Consider the following 15,309-nt stretch of genomic DNA (forward strand, 5'->3'; position numbering starts at 1 on the left):
TCGAGGCATGGCGCTGCACAGCTCTCAAGGGGGGAGTGCCAACCGGTTGCAGTCACAGTGACGTTACATGGCGGAAACGTCAATACATCCAGGTAAAACTGCAAACGGCGCTGGGCGTTCTGGCTGGCTGCGCGAAGATTTCTGCAACAACCGATTGCAAGAATCCTGCAATAAGGGCCCTTTTCGACAGGCGGACGCGGGCATGGGAAAGCCGGACGGGCAACCGCCCGCCCGGCCCGGTCATGCGGAGGGCCGTCAGTCCTCCCAGCGCTGGGCGTTGCCGTCGTGGAGGGCGCCGGGCGGCTCGGGGACGACGCAGAACCGCAGGCCGGCCGGATCCTCCATGATCCACCAGCGGCCGTCCAGGTGCCTGACGCGTTTGGCGCCCAGACGCTCCAGCCGGGCCGTCTCGGCCTCGACGTCGTCGGTGTGGAAGTCGAGGTGCACCCGGGCCGGCCCCTCGTCCAGACGCTGGAGCAGCAGCCCGAAGTCGCCGCTGCCCAGCATGGCGCCGTGGAACTCGGGGAAGGAGGGGAAGTTCTCCAGCGTGGCCCCGGTCGCGGCCTGCCAGAAGGCGAGCTCGTCGGCGTGGTGGCGCCCCTCGACGTCGATCACGATGCGGCAGAGCTTGCTGTAGTGCGGCACGTCTTCCTCTTTCTGATCAGATTGCGCGATCAACCGGACCGTACGGGGAGACGCCGAAGGGAGGCAAAGCGGCTCACGCGCCGCGGCCGGCCCCAGCCGCCTCGGCGTAGACGGCCAGGGTGGCCTCGGCCGTGCGGTCCCAGCTGAACCGGGCCCGTACGTGCGCCGCCCCCCGCTCCCCCAGCCGCCCGGCGGCCTCCGGGTCGCCGAGGCACGTCAGGAGGGCGCCCGCCAGGTCGTCCGGCGAGTCGCGGACGCAGCGGAGCGCCCCGTCGCCGACCACGTCCGGCGAGAACCCCGGCCCGACCACCACGGGCCGGCCGAGCGCCATCGCCTCGACCGCGACCAGCCCGAACGGCTCGTACGTCGAGGGGAACACGCACACGTCGGCCGCGAGGAAGCAGCCGAACACCTCCTCCTGCGGCAGGAAGCGGTGACTCGCGGTGACCCGCCCGGCGACGCCGGTCCGCTCGATGAGCCGGGCCACCACGGCGTCGTCACCGCTGTGCGGCGGCTGCCCGCCGACGAGCAGGACACGCACGTCGTCGTATGTCTCGGCGACGCGCGGCACGGCCCGGACGAGCGTGCCGACGCCCTTGTGCGGCGACGGCCGCCCGACGAACACGATCAGCCGGCCCTTCCCGCCGGGCAGGTGCCGCGCCCGCACCTCGGCCCGCAGCCGCTCGCGCTCCCGCGCGGGCAGCGCGGCCAGCCGCAGCAGGCCGGGCTCCTCGAAGCCGTGCGGCACGACCCGCAGCCGCGCCGCGGGCCAGCCCTTGGCCAGCAGCTCGGCGCGTACGCCGGCGCTCGGCACCACGACCAGGCGGGCCAGCCTGGCCGTCGCGGTCTCCAGGGCGTCGAGGACGGCGGTGAACAGGGAGCGGCGGGCGCCGGGGGCGTCGTTCAGCTCGCGGGTGTGGACGTGGAACACCACGGGCAGGCGGCCGAGCAGCGCGCACAGGATGCCCGCCGGGCAGCCCATCCAGTCGTGCACGGCGACCACGGGCCCGTCGGGGCCGCGCCGCGCCCACGGCGGCTCGGCGCGCAGGACGCGGGCGGCGACGCGCAGGTTGTAGCCGAGGATCCCGGCGAACCTGGCCGCCCTGCGCAGCGGCGCGGGCAGCCGGGAGCTCCCTGCGGGGCCCCAGCCCATGACCGGCACCCGGCGGAGCAGCACCTCGTCCAGGCGTTCCGCGCGCGGCGCGCGCCCGCGCCGCCGGGCGGCTCCGTGGACGACGACGGGCGTGCCGCGCCCGCGCAGCGCCGCGATCAGCCGCTCGGCGTAGCGGCCGAGCCCGCCGACGATGTCGGGCGGCACCTCGGCGCAGACGACGTGGACGCGGCCGGGACGGTCGCTCATCGTGCGCCTCGCAGGTCGGCATGGGGGTGTCCGCTGACCGGCGTACGGGGCCGGTCGATCGAGCGGAGCGTAGCCGAGCGCGCCGGGCCGCGCCAAGCCCGTCGTTCCATAGCCGAGAGCGGCGGCTTTCGCCATGGCCCTCCGGATACTTCTCCGCCACCTGAAGTGCCCCCTCATGTACCACACGGGCGGATTCGAAGAGTGACGGCACTGTAACAGGATGTGACGGAGCCGGGCGGCGACCGCCGTCCCGGTCCCCCGACACGAGGAGACACCATGAGGACGTCCCACGTCACCCGCATCGCCGCCGCCTCCGCGGCCACGCTCGCCGCGCTGGCCGTCCTGGCCGCCCCGGCCGCCGCGGCCCGCGCGGGCGACATCTGCCTCTACACCGGCCGCAACTTCAGCGGGGCGAGCTGGTGCTGGAACCCGGGCAACGGCTACGTGGACGTGCCCCCCGCCCTGCACGACAACGTCGGCTCCTTTCGGGCGGGGGCGGACGGCTGCTTCATCAACTGGATCACGGTCCCCACCAGGAAGGAGACCCGTGTCGTCCGTAACGGCGACTACCGCACCGTCTACGACAACGACTTCGGCGCCAAGATCGACGCCGTGGCGCCGCAGTGCTGACCTGATCGCAGCGCTGACCTGATCGCCTGCCTGATCGCTTTCCGTGGCGCATGGGCGGGGCCAGGCTGGGTACTGGCCCCGCCACCATGGCGGCGGGACCGGGCGAAGGGCGGGTGGCAGTGAGCCTGACGGTGGCGTTGAGGCATCGGTTCGGGCGGCGCGGCCGGCGGCTGCGGGCCGCGGCGCGGCGGCGGTTCGGGTGGGAGCGGCTGCGGCCGGGCCAGCAGGAGGCGATGGAGCACCTGCTCGCCGGGCGGGACGTGCTGCTCGTCATGCCGACGGGGGCCGGCAAGTCGGCCGTCTACCAGATCCCCGCGCAGCTCCTCGACGGGCCGACGGTCGTCGTCTCGCCGCTCATCGCGCTCCAGCGCGACCAGGTGGCGGGCCTGCTCAAGGCGGACGCGGGCGGCGCGGTGGCGGTCAACTCGACCACCTCCGTGGACAGCGGGCTGGAGCAGGTGACGGCGGGCGCGGCGGAGTTCGTGTTCCTGTCGCCGGAGCAGCTCGCCAAGGCGGAGGTGGTGGAGCGGCTGGCGCAGGCCCGGCCGTCGCTGATCGCGATCGACGAGGCGCACTGCGTCGCGGCCTGGGGCCACGACTTCCGGCCCGACTACCAGCGGCTCGGCCGGGTCATCGCCCGGCTGGGGCACCCGCCCGTGGTGGCGATGACGGCCACGGCCGCGCCGAACGTCCGGGAGGAGATCGTCCGCGCGCTCGGCCTGACCGACCCCGTGGAGATCGTCCGGGGCTTCGACCGGCCGAACATCGCGCTGGAGGTCCGCCGGTTCGTCCGCGAGGAGGACAAGAGCAAGGCGCTGGTCGAGCACGCCGCTGGCCAGGACGGCCTCGGCCTGGTCTACGTCGCCACCCGCAAGGACACCGAGCGGTACGCCGCCGCGCTGGCCGAGCGGGGGCGGCGGGCGGAGGCGTACCACGGCGGGATGAAGGCCGCGGAGCGGACCCGCGTCCAGGAGCTGTTCGCCTCCGGGGACCTGGACGTGGTGGTCGCGACGTCGGCGTTCGGGATGGGCATCGACCGGCCGGACGTCCGCTACGTGCTGCACGCCGCGCCGCCCGAGTCCCCTGACGCCTACTACCAGGAGATCGGCCGCGCGGGGCGGGACGGCGCGCCCGCCTCGGCGGTGCTGTTCTACCGGCCGGAGGACCTCGGCCTGCGCCGCTTCTTCACCGGCGGCCGGGCCGACGCCGAGACGCTGCTCCGGGTGGCGACCCTCGCCCGCGAGCACGCGGGGGCGGTGCCCGCGCGGGAGCTGGCCGGGCTGCTGGAGCTGAGCGCGTCCCAGCTCACCCGGCTGGTCAACCTGCTGGAGCGGGCGGGGGCGCTCGCCGTGACCGACGCCGGCGACCTCCGGTACGCCGATCCCGAGCTGCCGCCCGAGGAGGCCGCCGAGCGGGCGGCGGCGCTCGACGAGGCCCGGCACCACCTGGACCGGTCGCGGGTCGACATGATGCGCGGTTACGCGGAGACCCTGGGGTGCCGCCGCCGCTTCCTGCTGGCGTACTTCGGGGAGCCGTACGCGGCCGGGGCGTGCGGCTCGTGCGACACCTGCCGCGACGGCGGGGACCCGGAGCCGGCGCCCCCGGCGGACGAGGGGCCGTTCCCGGTGGGCGCGAAGGTGACACACAAGACGTGGGGCGGGGGGACGGTGATGGGCCGCGAGCCCGACCGGATCACCGTGCTGTTCGACTCGGTCGGCTACAAGACGCTGGCGCTGAGCGCGGTCGATCACGTCCTGACGCCCGGCGGCGGCGACCCGGTCTAGGGGTCGCGCCTGCTCAGCAGCTTCGGCAGGGCCGCCAGCGTCGCGCCGGCGGCCCCGCCCGCGCCGAGCAGGGCGCCCGGCCACTCGGCGCCGGTGGCCAGGACGAGGGCGCAGGTGATCGCGGCGATCACGACGGTCACGGTGAGCGTGAGCAACTGGCGCGTGGTGAACATGGTCCTCTTCTCTGCAAGCGGTCAGGGGCGCTCGTCGGCCCAGAAGTCGATGAGCTCCTCGGGGGTGAGGTCCCCGGGGCGGCCGACGGGAGGGGTCCGGCCCGTCGCCAGCACCCAGGTCGTCAGCAGCGTGACCAGCAGGCGCTCGTCCGCGAGGCAGGGAGCGTCGGCACGGTACGCGATGCTCGGCGGGCGGGCCGTGAGCAGCGGCATGGGCAGGGGCATGGGCGGCGGCCTCCCGGCGGGCGGTCGTTCATCGCGCCTCACCCTGCCGGTGCGGGAAAGCGTCCGGCCACCGGTCCAAACATGCCCGGACGGGGCCGTACGAGCCCGAAAGTGGGCCGGTCGGCCCGCCGATATCCGCACTCATCCGGATTTATCCGGAATCATCCGGACGGAATAACAAAGAAACGTGCGGAACCACCTCTGAGACCTTTGAGGCGCTGATTGACCGGCGTGACTGTGGTGCCGAACGAGATGGAATTCGTCAATCATCGTGGGTTGCGAGGATTTTTCTGGAACTATTGCCGCACTCACCGACTCCGACCTCACCAGGGACGATGACTGACACCTTCCGGGCGGGACCGCATTCCGCCTTCATCGCTGCGCTCATAGAGTTGCGGGAAGCGGCCGGGCAGCCGAGCTATGCACAGATGCACCGATGGTCCCGTCTGCTGGACACGCCCAAGAAGCTCCCCGTGAGCACGCTCAACGACATACTCAACGGCAAGCGGGAGCGCCTGCCCGACTGGGAACTGGTCGCCTCCTTCGTGGCGGTCTGCCGGCGCCACGCCGAGAGCACCGGCCTGCCGCCCGGCTCTCTCGGCACCCTGGAGCAGTGGCAGGTCCGCTGGCGCGCCGCCCGCAGCGAGCCGGCCCGGCCGCGCGTCTCCGGCTCCTACGACCCCTACACGACGGCCCCCGACGAGGCTGAGCGGCGTACGACCAGGACCGTCGCGCGCCTGGTCCGGCTGGCGGGCGACGGCGACCCCGACGCGGCGTGCCGGCTGGCCATCATCGACCTGCTGACCGGCAAGGTCGCGGAGGCGCGTTACTGGATCCACGCGGCGGCCCGGCGCGGCCATCCGGACGCCCGCGCCCTCGCCGCCCATCCGCGGCCGGTCGAGCTCGCGGCCGGGCTGTCCTTCGCCTACGGGGAGGCGTGCGAGCAGGCGGGCCCGGCCAAGCTCGACATCGCCCGGTTCTACTACCGGCTCGCCGCCGGGCAGGACCATCCGGCCGCCGCCGAGCGCCTGCGCGTGCTGCGCGCCGTCCCGTTCGGCAAGCCGCTCCCCACTCGGGCGGACGGCGACTGAGGCTCAGTCGCCAACGGGCACGGGGATGCGCGCCTCGACCCTGAACGAGGCCCGGTCGGCGCGGTAGACGTCGCGGGCGAACTCGATGCACCGGCCCTCGGCGGTGTAGGTGCGGCGGGTCAGCAGGACGCCGTTGGAGGCGCTGCGCACCTTGAGCCGGGCGCAGGAGGCGTCGTCGATGACGATCGACTCGATGACGGCGGAGGCGTCCGTGGGGACGATCCCGTACTCGCTGCGCAGGACGTGCCAGAGCGAGCCGGTGAGCGGCTGCCCCAGCAGGCCCGGCGTGAGGGCGCTGGGGAAATAGGTGGTCTCCAGGGCGATCGGCTCGTCGTCGGCGAAGCGCAGCCGGTGCAGGGCGTGCACGGTCTCCTCGCCCGCCAGGTCGAGCGCCGCCCGCGCGGAGGGGGTGGGCGGGCGTTCCTCGGCCCAGATGAGCTGGGCGGACGGCCGCCGCCCGGCCAGGATGATCTCGTCGGAGAAGCTGCCGATGTGGAAGGGCACGCGGGGCTCGGCGACGAACGTGCCGCGCGGCGGCCTGCGGTAGACGTACCCCTCCTTCTCCAGGAGCGCGAGTGCCTGCCTGGCGGTCATCCTGCTGACGCCGTAGGTCTCGCTGAGCTCCCGCTCCGACGGCATGAGGGTGTGCGGGCCGAGCTTCTCGCCGGTGATCCGGTCACGGAGCTCCGCGGCGATCGTCACGTAACGCGGAGATGTTGCGGTCTTGTGAACTCTCGTCCCCATGGTTGACACCTTAGCCCGCCTGGACGGTACCTTGCGGTCTACACCAGATGGTATATACCAAGGAGGAGGTTGCGATGAGTGAACCAAAAACCGACAGCGACGAGCTGGCCCGCTTCGGCTACGAGCAGTCCTTCGAACGGCGGACGGGTAAGTTCGCGTCGTTCGCCGTGGCCTTCGCGTTCGTCTCGATCGCGACCGGCATCTTCACCACCTACGGGTCGGTCCTGAACTCCTCGGGACCGCTCGGCATCTGGACCTGGCCGATCGCGGTGATCGGCCAGCTCGCGGTGGCCCTCGTGATCGGCTCACTGGCCTCCCGCATCCCGGTGACCGGCTACGCCTACCAGTGGACGTCCCGCCTGGCCAACCCCGTGCTCGGCTGGATCATCGGCTGGATCTCGTTCATGTTCCTCGCGGTCGTGGTCGTGGCCGTGGACTACACGGTGGCCTCGACGGTGCTGCCCGTCCTGCTCGACTACACGGCGAACGGGTTCGTCACCTGGGCGGTCACCGCGGTGATCCTGCTCGGGCAGGCGGCGCTCATCGGCGGTTCGACCCGGCGGGCGGAGAAGGTCAACAACGCGGCCGTCTCGGCCGAGCTCGTCGGCATGGTGCTGCTCACCGTGCTGCTGCTCGTGGTGGCCGCGATCCGCAACGACATGGACTTCAGCAACCTGTGGAGCCACGGCGCCATCCCGGCCGAGGGCTACTGGAGCTTCGGCGGCCTCACCTCGGCGGGCCCGTGGATGCTGGGCTTCCTGCTGGGCGCGTTCACCATCGTCGGCTTCGAGTCGGCGGCCAACCTCGCCGAGGAGACCAACGACCCCGAGCGGGTGGTCCCGCGGGCCATGTGGCAGGCGGTGCTCGCCTCGGGCGTGCTGGGCTTCCTGTTCCTGATCGCGGTGACGCTCGCGGCCGGTGACCCGGTGGCGCTGGCCGCGTCGGGCACGCCGATCGCCGACGTCATCAAGAACACCCTCGGCCCGGTCGTGGCCACGCTCCTGCTGCTGCTCGTCGTGCTGGCGATCTTCGCCTGCGGCCTGGTCATCATGATGACCGGCACCCGCCTGACCTGGGCGATGTCCCGGGACGAGCGTTTCCCCGGCTGGCGGCAGTGGAAGCAGGTCTCACCGCGCTTCGGCACCCCGCTGCGTGCGACGGTGTTCTACGTGGTGCTCGCCGAGGTGATCCTGGGCCTGTTCTCGGCCTTCTCAGAGGACGCGCTGTTCACCCTGTTCGGCGCGGCCACGCTGCTGCCGGCCGTCATCTACGCCGCGACCGTCGCGCTCTACCTCACCAAGCGGCGGGCGCTGCCCGAGGGCGGCAAGTTCGACCTCGGCACGTGGGAGAAGCCCGTGCTGGCGGTGTCCGTGGTGTGGCTGGTGTTCGAGCTGTCGCTCTTCCGCGACGCCTCCTTCCGCGACGCCTGGCTCTACGTCCTGGTGATGGTCGTGATCGGCGCCGCCTACCTGGTGACGCTGCTGGCCACCCGGGGGCGCAGGGCGCTGGACATGCCCGACATGCACTCGATCGACGCCGCTTTCGCGCAGAAGGAGCAGAGCTGACGATGCACATCCTCGCCATCGACCAGGGCACGTCCGGGACCAAGGCCATCGTCGTGGACGCGGCTGGAACGGTCCTGGCGATCGCCGAGGAGGGCCTGCGGCCCCGCTACCTGGACGGCGGCGGCGTCGAGCAGGACCCCTGGGCCCTGCTCGACTCCGTCCTGACCGCCGGGCGGCGGGCCGCGGCCGAGGCCGGGGTGCCGCTGGACGCGGTCGCCCTGGCCAACCAGGGCGAGACCGTGCTCGCCTGGGACCCCCGCACCGGCGAGCCGCTGACCCCCGCCATCGTCTGGCAGGACCGGCGGGCCGAGCCGCTGTGCGCGGCGCGGGCCGCGCACGCCGGGCGGGTCGCCGAGCTGACCGGCCTCGTGCTCGACCCGTACTTCTCCGCGCCGAAGATGCGCTGGGTCCGCGACGAGCTCACCACCGAGGGCGTCGTGACGACCACGGACACCTGGCTGGTCCACCAGCTGTGCGGGGCGTTCGTCACCGACGCCTCCACCGCCTCCCGCTCGCTGCTGCTCGGCCTGGACGACGCCCGCTGGAACGACGAGCTGGTCGAGCTGTTCGGGCTCGGCGGCGAGCGGCTGCCGGAGATCGTCGCCAGCGACGCCGTGGTGGGCACGACCCGCGCGTTCGGCCCCGAGCTGCCGGTGACCGGGCTGATCGTGGACCAGCAGGCGGCGCTGCTGGCCGAGGCGTGCCTGGAGGCGGGCACCGCCAAGTGCACGTACGGCACCGGCGCGTTCCTGCTCGCCCAGCTCGGCACCACGCCCGCGCGCTCGGCGTCCGGCCTCGCCACCTCGATCGCCTGGCGGCTGCGCGGCGAGACCCGCTACTGCGTGGACGGCCAGGTCTACACGGCGGCCTCGGCCGTGCGCTGGCTCGCCGACCTCGGGCTCATCAGCGGCGCGGGCGAGCTCGACGCCGTCGCGGCGCCGTCCGGCGACGGGGTGCTGTGCGTGCCCGCGCTCGCCGGGCTGGCCGCGCCCTGGTGGGACGCCGGCGCCACCGCCTCCTTCACCGGGATGACGCTCAGCACCGGCCGCGGCCACCTCGTACGCGCCCTGCTGGAGGGCGTCGCCGCGCAGGTCGCCGCGCTGAGCGAGCTGGCCGGGGCGGATCTCGGCGCGCCGCTGACCCGGCTGCGCGCCGACGGCGGCCTGACCCGCTCCCGCGTCCTCATGCAGGCGCAGGCCGACCTCGCGCAGATCCCCGTCGAGGTCTACCCGTCGCCGCACGCGACCCCGCTCGGGGCCGCCGCCTGCGCCCTGATGGCCCTCGACCCCGCGCTGGACCCGGCCACCGCCACGGGCGGCTGGCGGCCGTCGGCCGTCTACGAGCCCGCCTGGCCCGCCGAGCGGGCGGCCGGCTACCTGGAGCGATGGCAGGCCGCCGCCCGCGCCACCCTGTCCGCGAACCCTGAGGAGCAGTGATGATGACGTACGACGTCGCCGTGATCGGCGGCGGCATCGTCGGCTCGGCCATCGCCCGCCTGCTGGGCGGCGCCGACCTGTCGGTGGCGCTGCTGGAGGCCCGCGGGGACGTGGGCGACGGCACCAGCAAGGCCAACACCGCGATCCTGCACACCGGCTTCGACGCCAAGCCGGGCACCCTGGAGTCGCGCCTGGTCGCCCGCGGCTACCACCTGCTCGGCGAGTACGCCGCCGCCACCGGCATCCCGGTCGAGCGCACCGGCGCGCTGCTGGTCGCCTGGAGCCAGGAACAGCTCGACGCCCTGCCGGGGCTGCGCGACAAGGCCGCCCGCAACGGCTACACCGCCTGCGAGATCGTGGACGCGGCCGAGGTCTACCGCCGGGTCCCCGCGCTCGGTCCTGGCGCGCTCGGCGGCCTGACCGTGCCGGGCGAGTCCGTCATCTGCACCTGGACCACGAACCTGGCCCTCGCCACCGACGCCGTCAACCGGGGCGTGCGGCTGCTGCGCCACCACAGGGTCACCGCGGTCCACCAGGACGCGGACGTCACCCGGCTGACCACCACCGCGGGCGAGGTCACCGCCCGGTGGGTGGTCAACGCCGCCGGGCTCGGCGCCGACCGGCTCGACGCGCTCTTCGGCCACGACCGCTTCACCGTGACGCCGCGCCGCGGCGAGCTGCTGGTCTTCGACAAGCTCGCCCGGCCGCTCGCGCCCTGCATCGTGCTGCCCGTCCCGTCGTCGGCGGGAAAGGGCGTGCTGGTCAGCCCGACGATCTACGGCAACGTCATGGTCGGCCCGACCGCCGAGGACCTGGCCGACCGCACCGCCACCGGCACCTCCGAGCCGGGCCTCGCGTTCCTGCGGGAGAAGGCGGCCGCGCTCATGCCGGCGCTGACGAAGGAGGAGGTCACGGCCACGTACGCGGGCCTGCGGGCCTCGATCGGCCAGGACGACTACCTGATCGACCTCGACGCCGGGCAGCGCTACCTCCTGGTCGGCGGGATCCGCTCCACCGGGCTGACCGCCGGGATGGCGATCGCCGAGCACGTCGCGGGGCTGCTGGGTGAGCATCTGGACCTGGCCCAGCGGGCCGGGCTGCCCGCGCCGCCGCGCATGCCGAACCTGGGCGAGGCGTTCACCCGCCCGTACCAGGACGCCGCCGCGATCGCGGCCGACCCCGAGTACGGCCGGGTGGTGTGCTTCTGCGAGCGGGTCACGCGCGGCGAGCTGCGTGACGCCCTCGCCTCGCCGGTGCCGCCCGCCGACCTGGAGGGGCTGCGGCGGCGTACGAGGGCCATGAACGGGCGCTGCCAGGGGTTCTACTGCGGCGCCCGGGTACGCGAGATCTTCGAGGGGGAGACGGAATGACCGAGCGCGTGCGGGTGGCCGTGATCGGCGGCGGCCCGGCCGGGCTGACCGCGGCGGCCGCCCTCGCCCCGTCCGTGGCCGGCGACGTCCTGGTGCTGGAGCGGGAGGCGGAGACCGGCGGCATCCCCCGGCACAGCGACCACCCCGGTTACGGCATGCGTGACCTGCGCAGGTTCATGTCCGGCCCCGAGTACGCGCGCCGGCTGACCCGCTCGGCCCGCGAGGCCGGGGCCCGGCTGGAGACCGAGGCGATGGTGACCGGCTGGGCCGGTCCGCGCACCCTGGAGGTGACCTCGCCGCGCGGCCGGCGGCTGGTCGAGGCGGACGCGGTGGTCCTCGCGACCGGGGCACGGGAGCGGCCCCGGCCGGCCCGGTTCATCGCGGGCGACCGCCCGGACGGCGTCTACACCACCGGCCAGCTGCAGAACCTGGTGCACCTGCACCACCGCGAGGTCGGGCGGCGGGCCGTGATCGTGGGCGCGGAGCTGGTGAGCTGGTCGGCGGTGCTGACCCTGCACGAGGCGGGCTGCCGTACGGTGCTCATGACCAGCGAGTACGACAAGCCGGAGGCCTACACCGCGTTCCGCGTGCCGGGCCGGCTGGCCTTCGGCGTGCTGGTGCGCGCCCGCACCCGCGTGGTCGCCATCCACGGCAAGGGCCGGGTGACCTCGGTCGACATCGAGAACCTGGACACCGGGCGGCGCCACCGCGTCCCCTGCGACACGGTGATCACCACCGGCGACTGGATCCCGGACCACGAGCTGGCCCGCGCCGCCGGGCTCGACCTGGACGAGGGCACGCGGGGGCCGCGCGTGGACACCTCGCTGGCCACGAGCGTGCCGGGGGTGTTCGCGGCGGGGAACCTGCTGCATCCGGTGGACACCGCCGACGTGGCCGCGCTCGACGGCCGGCACGTCGCCGCGGCCGTGCTCGGCCACCTGGCCGGCGAGCCCGCGCCGGGCGGCGGGGTGCCGCTGGTCGCCGACGCGCCGCTGCGGTGGGTCGCGCCGCAGCTCGTCCGGCCCGGCGGCCCGCCGCCCTCGCGCGGCAAGCTGCTGCTGTGGTCGGACGCCTTCCGCACGCTCCCCCGCGTCACCGCCACGCAGGACGGGCGGGTGCTCGGCCGTGCCCGTCTGCCGTGGCCGGCCGCGCCGGGGCGGGTCTTCCGCGTCCCGTTCTCCCTGGTGGCGGGTGCCGACCCGGCGGGCGGGCCGGTACGTCTCTCGCTGGCCTGACTCTCAGAACGTGCACGACGTGCATGGATGCACGTCGTGCACGTTTGTCCTAGGCTGACGGGCGAGACCTTGCCGCCCAGGAGAGGATGTGCTCATGACGACCGAGTCCCCCACCGCGATGCGGCGCCTGCTGCCCGCGGACATGGTGGAGCGGGGCGCCTGCCCGTTCGACCCGCCGGCCGGGCTGCGGGAGCTGCGCGGGAAGAGCGCGGTCCAGCCGCTGACGCTGGCCAACGGCGCGCCGGTCTGGCTGGTCACCGGTCTGGAGGAGGCGCGGGCCGTGCTCGGCGACACCCGCTTCAGCTCCGACCGGGTCCGCCACCCCGACGCCACGCGCCCCGGGCCCGCCGCGCCCCAGGTCGAGAGCCGCACGGACGGGATGTTCGTCTTCATGGACCCGCCGGAGCACACCCGGCTGCGGCGGCTGCTGACCGGCCAGTTCACCGTGCGGCGGATGCGGGCGCTGGAGTCGCGCATCCGCGAGATCGCCGTCGAGCACCTGGAGGCCATGCGGGCCGCGGGCACCGAGGCCGATCTGGTGCCCGCGTACGCGCTGCCGATCCCCTCCCTGGTGATCTGCGAGATGCTCGGCGTCGACTACGCCGACCGCGACCAGTTCCAGACCAACACCGCCATCGCCCTCAACTCCGACACCCCCGACGACGAGCGGGCCCGCGCCGGGCTGGAGCTGTACGGGTTCATCCAGAAACTGGTCGACGCCAAGAAGAGCGAGCCGGGCGACGACATGCTGTCCGGGCTCATCCACGACGCCGACCCGCCGCTGACCGACGCCCAGCTCGTCGACATGGCCCTGGTGCTGCTCGGCGCCGGCCACGAGACGACCGCCAACATGCTGGCCCTCGGCACCTTCGCGCTGCTGGAGAACCCCGGGCAGCTCGCCGCGCTGCGCGACGACCCCGACCTGCTGGACAACGCGGTCGAGGAGCTGCTGCGGTTCCTGTCGATCATCCAGATGGGCGTCAGCCAGGTGGCGACCGAGGACCTCACGATCGGCGGCGTGGACATCCCCGCGGGCGCCACGGTGATCATCGCCACGCCCGAGGCCAACCGCGACCCGCGTCACTGGGACGACCCCGACCGGCTCGACGTACGCCGCCGCCGGGTCTCGCACCTGGCCTTCGGGCACGGCGTGCACCAGTGCCTCGGCCAGCAGCTCGCCCGCGTGGAGCTCAAGGTCGGCCTGGGCGAGCTGCTCACCCGGCTGCCGGGCCTGCGCCTCGCCGTGCCGGCCGACCAGGTGCCGCTGCGCAACGAGATGCTGATCTTCGGGGTGCACTCCCTGCCGGTGACCTGGGGCCCCTGACATGAGCGAAGCCGGCCCGCCGGCGGCGACCGGACGGCGCGAGCGCAGGAAGCTGGCCACCCGCGCGGCACTCAGGGAGGCGGCGCTGCGGCTGGCCGCGCGCCACGGCGTGGAGCGCGTCACCGTCGAGCGGATCGCGGCCGAGGCCGACGTCGCGGTGCGGACCTTCTTCAACTACTTCTCCAGCAGGGAGGAGGCGCTGGTCGCCACGCTGGCCGCCGGGGCGGAGGCGCTGATCGCCGAGTTCCGCGCCCGGCCGCCCGCCGAGTCGGTGCTGACGGCCCTGCGGGAGGCGGCGCTGCGCGTGCTGCGGGCCGGCGACCTCGCCGGAGGGGAGCAGGTCCAGGCGTTGCGGCTGATCGTACGGGCCCCGTCGCTGGAGCCGCAGCGGCTGGCGGTGTTCGCCGCGCAGGAGAAGGCGCTCGCGGCGGCCATCGCCGAGCGGGTGCCGGCCGCGGCCGGCGCCCGCTACCCGGCGCTGTGCGCGGCCACGACGCTGACGGCGATGCGCCTCGTCCTCGAGGAGTGGCTGGACAGCGCCGCCGAGTCCCCGGCGGGCCTGCGGGAGAGCCTGGACGAGGTGATGGCCGAGCTGGCCGCGGGGCTCGACCGGCCCGGCGTCCGACTCGTGGACTCGTAGTACGCGGGAGCTACGCGCGAGGTTCGCTCCGCAGCGGGAGTCGGACGGGCTCCGGTGATCCGTACGGTCGGCGGTGGACGATCACCGACCACCGAGGAGCCCGCCATGCCCTCCCCTCCGAGACCCCGACCACCGCGCCCGGGGGTGCTCCGGGCCGGGCTGACGGCGTTGATCATGGCGGCGGTCGCGTGGCCGGTGATCGGGGCGGCGCGGCCGGGGGCGGTGCCGGCGCCCGTGCCCGCGCCCGTGCCGCCGCTGGCCGTCTCGCTCGGCGACGGGCTCGCCGCGCGGTACGCGGCCGCCCGCACGGAGATCCTGGCCGCCGTACGGACCGCGGACCGCCACGGGCACCACCGGCGGGCCGCCGCCCTCCGCGAGCTGGCCGCCCCCGCCCGCCGCTTCCTGGCCTTCGACGGGCGGGACGGCGGCCGGGCGGCGGAGGTCTTCGGCGACCTGCCCACCGCCCGCAGGTTCGTGGTGCTGGTTCCCGGCGCGGGCGTCGACCTCGACCGGTACGGCCCGCTGCGCGGCGGCGCGATGCGGCTGCGGGACGCGCTCGGCGACGGTTCGGCCGTGGTCGCCTGGCTCGGGTACGCGACCCCGAGCAGCGTGAGCCTCGCGGCGCTGACCCCGGCCCGCGCCGACGCGGCGGTCCCCGCCCTGCGCGCCTTCGTACGGGAGCTGCGCGCGGCCAGGCCGGCGGCGCGGATCTGGCTCGTGTGCCACTCCTACGGCTCCGTCGTGTGCGGCCGGGCCGCCGGCGGGCTGGACGTGACGGGCGTCGTGCTGCTCGGCGCCCCCGGCGCGGGCGTCGCCACCGCCGCCGCGCTCGGCCCGTACGCCGAGGTGTGGGCCGGCCGGGCAGCCGGTGATTGGGTGGCCCTGCTGCCGCACGTGTCCGTCGGGCTGCCGTTCGCCACGGTGGGGCTGGACGCCGACCCGGTGTCGCCCGGGTTCGGCGCCCGGGTGCTCGACGCGGGCGGCGGCGGGCACGGCGACTACCTGGCGGCCGGTTCCCCGGCGCTGGCGAGCGTCGCGCGGATCGTGGCGGGGGCGGGTGACGGCGATGGATGACCGTCACCGGCGG

General features: G+C 74.5%; 15 protein-coding genes. 10 read left to right on the forward strand and 5 right to left on the reverse strand.

Annotated features, from left to right (window positions below; genetic code table 11):
* Positions 1 to 255 precede the first annotated feature (255 nt).
* A complete protein-coding gene (locus tag ACBR40_RS45300; RefSeq protein WP_371252722.1) occupies positions 256 to 645 on the reverse strand; it encodes a VOC family protein in 390 nt (129 codons plus the stop codon).
* Positions 646 to 718: 73 nt separating this feature from the next.
* Positions 719 to 2,005, reverse strand: coding sequence for a glycosyltransferase family 4 protein (locus ACBR40_RS45305; RefSeq protein ID WP_371252723.1), 1,287 nt, complete (start codon positions 2,003 to 2,005; stop codon positions 719 to 721).
* Between the two features lie 276 nt (positions 2,006 to 2,281).
* On the opposite strand from ACBR40_RS45305, the gene ACBR40_RS45310 reads away from it, so the two are divergent.
* Together ACBR40_RS45310 and ACBR40_RS45315 are read left to right on the forward strand one after the other, a co-directional pair.
* A complete protein-coding gene (locus ACBR40_RS45310; protein ID WP_344205686.1) occupies positions 2,282 to 2,635 on the forward strand; it encodes a peptidase inhibitor family I36 protein in 354 nt (117 codons plus the stop codon).
* 131 nt (positions 2,636 to 2,766) lie between these two features.
* A complete protein-coding gene (locus tag ACBR40_RS45315; protein WP_371252724.1) occupies positions 2,767 to 4,419 on the forward strand; it encodes an ATP-dependent DNA helicase RecQ in 1,653 nt (550 codons plus the stop codon).
* Here the strand turns inward: ACBR40_RS45315 and ACBR40_RS45320 are convergent.
* Positions 4,416 to 4,592: a hypothetical protein gene (locus tag ACBR40_RS45320; protein WP_371252725.1), complete on the reverse strand. Its 177-nt coding sequence runs from the start codon at positions 4,590 to 4,592 to the stop codon at positions 4,416 to 4,418. The two genes, ACBR40_RS45315 and ACBR40_RS45320, sit on opposite strands and share 4 nt — an antisense overlap.
* A gap of 21 nt (positions 4,593 to 4,613) precedes the next feature.
* On the reverse strand, positions 4,614 to 4,817 hold the full coding sequence (locus ACBR40_RS45325; RefSeq protein WP_371252726.1) for a hypothetical protein: 204 nt from the start codon (positions 4,815 to 4,817) through the stop codon (positions 4,614 to 4,616).
* A 473-nt stretch (positions 4,818 to 5,290) separates the two neighbouring features.
* Between ACBR40_RS45325 and ACBR40_RS45330 the strand changes: the two genes are divergently transcribed.
* Entirely contained in the window at positions 5,291 to 5,908 is a 618-nt protein-coding gene (locus tag ACBR40_RS45330; RefSeq protein WP_344205681.1) for a hypothetical protein, read from the forward strand.
* Positions 5,909 to 5,911: 3 nt separating this feature from the next.
* Here the strand turns inward: ACBR40_RS45330 and ACBR40_RS45335 are convergent, their stop codons facing one another.
* Positions 5,912 to 6,652, reverse strand: a complete 741-nt coding sequence (locus tag ACBR40_RS45335; protein ID WP_344205680.1) for a GntR family transcriptional regulator — start codon at positions 6,650 to 6,652, stop codon at positions 5,912 to 5,914.
* A 74-nt stretch (positions 6,653 to 6,726) separates the two neighbouring features.
* Here ACBR40_RS45335 and ACBR40_RS45340 point away from each other — a divergent pair, with 74 nt between their 5' ends.
* The 7 genes from ACBR40_RS45340 to ACBR40_RS45370 all read left to right on the forward strand — a co-directional run bounded on the left by ACBR40_RS45340 (position 6,727) and on the right by ACBR40_RS45370 (position 15,296).
* Positions 6,727 to 8,217, forward strand: coding sequence for an amino acid permease (locus ACBR40_RS45340; RefSeq protein ID WP_364445217.1), 1,491 nt, complete (start codon positions 6,727 to 6,729; stop codon positions 8,215 to 8,217).
* Positions 8,218 to 8,219: 2 nt separating this feature from the next.
* Positions 8,220 to 9,653 carry an FGGY family carbohydrate kinase gene (locus ACBR40_RS45345; RefSeq protein WP_371252727.1) on the forward strand — a complete coding sequence of 478 codons (1,434 nt, stop codon included), beginning with the start codon at positions 8,220 to 8,222 and terminating at the stop codon, positions 9,651 to 9,653.
* Positions 9,653 to 11,023: an NAD(P)/FAD-dependent oxidoreductase gene (locus ACBR40_RS45350; protein WP_344205676.1), complete on the forward strand. Its 1,371-nt coding sequence runs from the start codon at positions 9,653 to 9,655 to the stop codon at positions 11,021 to 11,023. The genes ACBR40_RS45345 and ACBR40_RS45350 overlap by 1 nt, the downstream gene beginning before the upstream one ends.
* Positions 11,020 to 12,258 carry an FAD-dependent oxidoreductase gene (locus ACBR40_RS45355; RefSeq protein WP_344205674.1) on the forward strand — a complete coding sequence of 413 codons (1,239 nt, stop codon included), beginning with the start codon at positions 11,020 to 11,022 and terminating at the stop codon, positions 12,256 to 12,258. Before ACBR40_RS45350 ends, ACBR40_RS45355 begins: the two co-directional genes overlap by 4 nt.
* Before the next feature lie 94 nt (positions 12,259 to 12,352).
* On the forward strand, positions 12,353 to 13,582 hold the full coding sequence (locus ACBR40_RS45360; RefSeq protein ID WP_371252728.1) for a cytochrome P450: 1,230 nt from the start codon (positions 12,353 to 12,355) through the stop codon (positions 13,580 to 13,582).
* Between the two features lies 1 nt (position 13,583).
* On the forward strand, positions 13,584 to 14,222 hold the full coding sequence (locus ACBR40_RS45365; RefSeq protein WP_371252729.1) for a TetR/AcrR family transcriptional regulator: 639 nt from the start codon (positions 13,584 to 13,586) through the stop codon (positions 14,220 to 14,222).
* A 105-nt stretch (positions 14,223 to 14,327) separates the two neighbouring features.
* Positions 14,328 to 15,296: an alpha/beta hydrolase gene (locus ACBR40_RS45370; RefSeq protein WP_371252730.1), complete on the forward strand. Its 969-nt coding sequence runs from the start codon at positions 14,328 to 14,330 to the stop codon at positions 15,294 to 15,296.
* Positions 15,297 to 15,309 lie beyond the last annotated feature (13 nt).

This window comes from Nonomuraea sp. AD125B (assembly GCF_041402765.1).
GTDB lineage: Bacteria > Actinomycetota > Actinomycetes > Streptosporangiales > Streptosporangiaceae > Nonomuraea > Nonomuraea bangladeshensis.

Excerpts from the sequence above, each read along its gene's own strand:
- ACBR40_RS45305 (WP_371252723.1), bottom strand. The coding sequence starts at position 2,005 with ATGAGCGACCGTCCCGGCCGCGTCCACGTCGTCTGCGCCGAGGTGCCG.
- ACBR40_RS45310 (WP_344205686.1), top strand. The coding sequence starts at position 2,282 with ATGAGGACGTCCCACGTCACCCGCATCGCCGCCGCCTCCGCGGCCACG.
- ACBR40_RS45320 (WP_371252725.1), bottom strand. The coding sequence starts at position 4,592 with ATGTTCACCACGCGCCAGTTGCTCACGCTCACCGTGACCGTCGTGATC.
- ACBR40_RS45325 (WP_371252726.1), bottom strand. The coding sequence starts at position 4,817 with ATGCCCCTGCCCATGCCGCTGCTCACGGCCCGCCCGCCGAGCATCGCG.
- ACBR40_RS45335 (WP_344205680.1), bottom strand. The coding sequence starts at position 6,652 with ATGGGGACGAGAGTTCACAAGACCGCAACATCTCCGCGTTACGTGACG.
- ACBR40_RS45340 (WP_364445217.1), top strand. The coding sequence starts at position 6,727 with ATGAGTGAACCAAAAACCGACAGCGACGAGCTGGCCCGCTTCGGCTAC.
- ACBR40_RS45345 (WP_371252727.1), top strand. The coding sequence starts at position 8,220 with ATGCACATCCTCGCCATCGACCAGGGCACGTCCGGGACCAAGGCCATC.
- ACBR40_RS45350 (WP_344205676.1), top strand. The coding sequence starts at position 9,653 with ATGATGACGTACGACGTCGCCGTGATCGGCGGCGGCATCGTCGGCTCG.
- ACBR40_RS45355 (WP_344205674.1), top strand. The coding sequence starts at position 11,020 with ATGACCGAGCGCGTGCGGGTGGCCGTGATCGGCGGCGGCCCGGCCGGG.
- ACBR40_RS45360 (WP_371252728.1), top strand. The coding sequence starts at position 12,353 with ATGACGACCGAGTCCCCCACCGCGATGCGGCGCCTGCTGCCCGCGGAC.
- ACBR40_RS45365 (WP_371252729.1), top strand. The coding sequence starts at position 13,584 with ATGAGCGAAGCCGGCCCGCCGGCGGCGACCGGACGGCGCGAGCGCAGG.
- ACBR40_RS45370 (WP_371252730.1), top strand. The coding sequence starts at position 14,328 with ATGCCCTCCCCTCCGAGACCCCGACCACCGCGCCCGGGGGTGCTCCGG.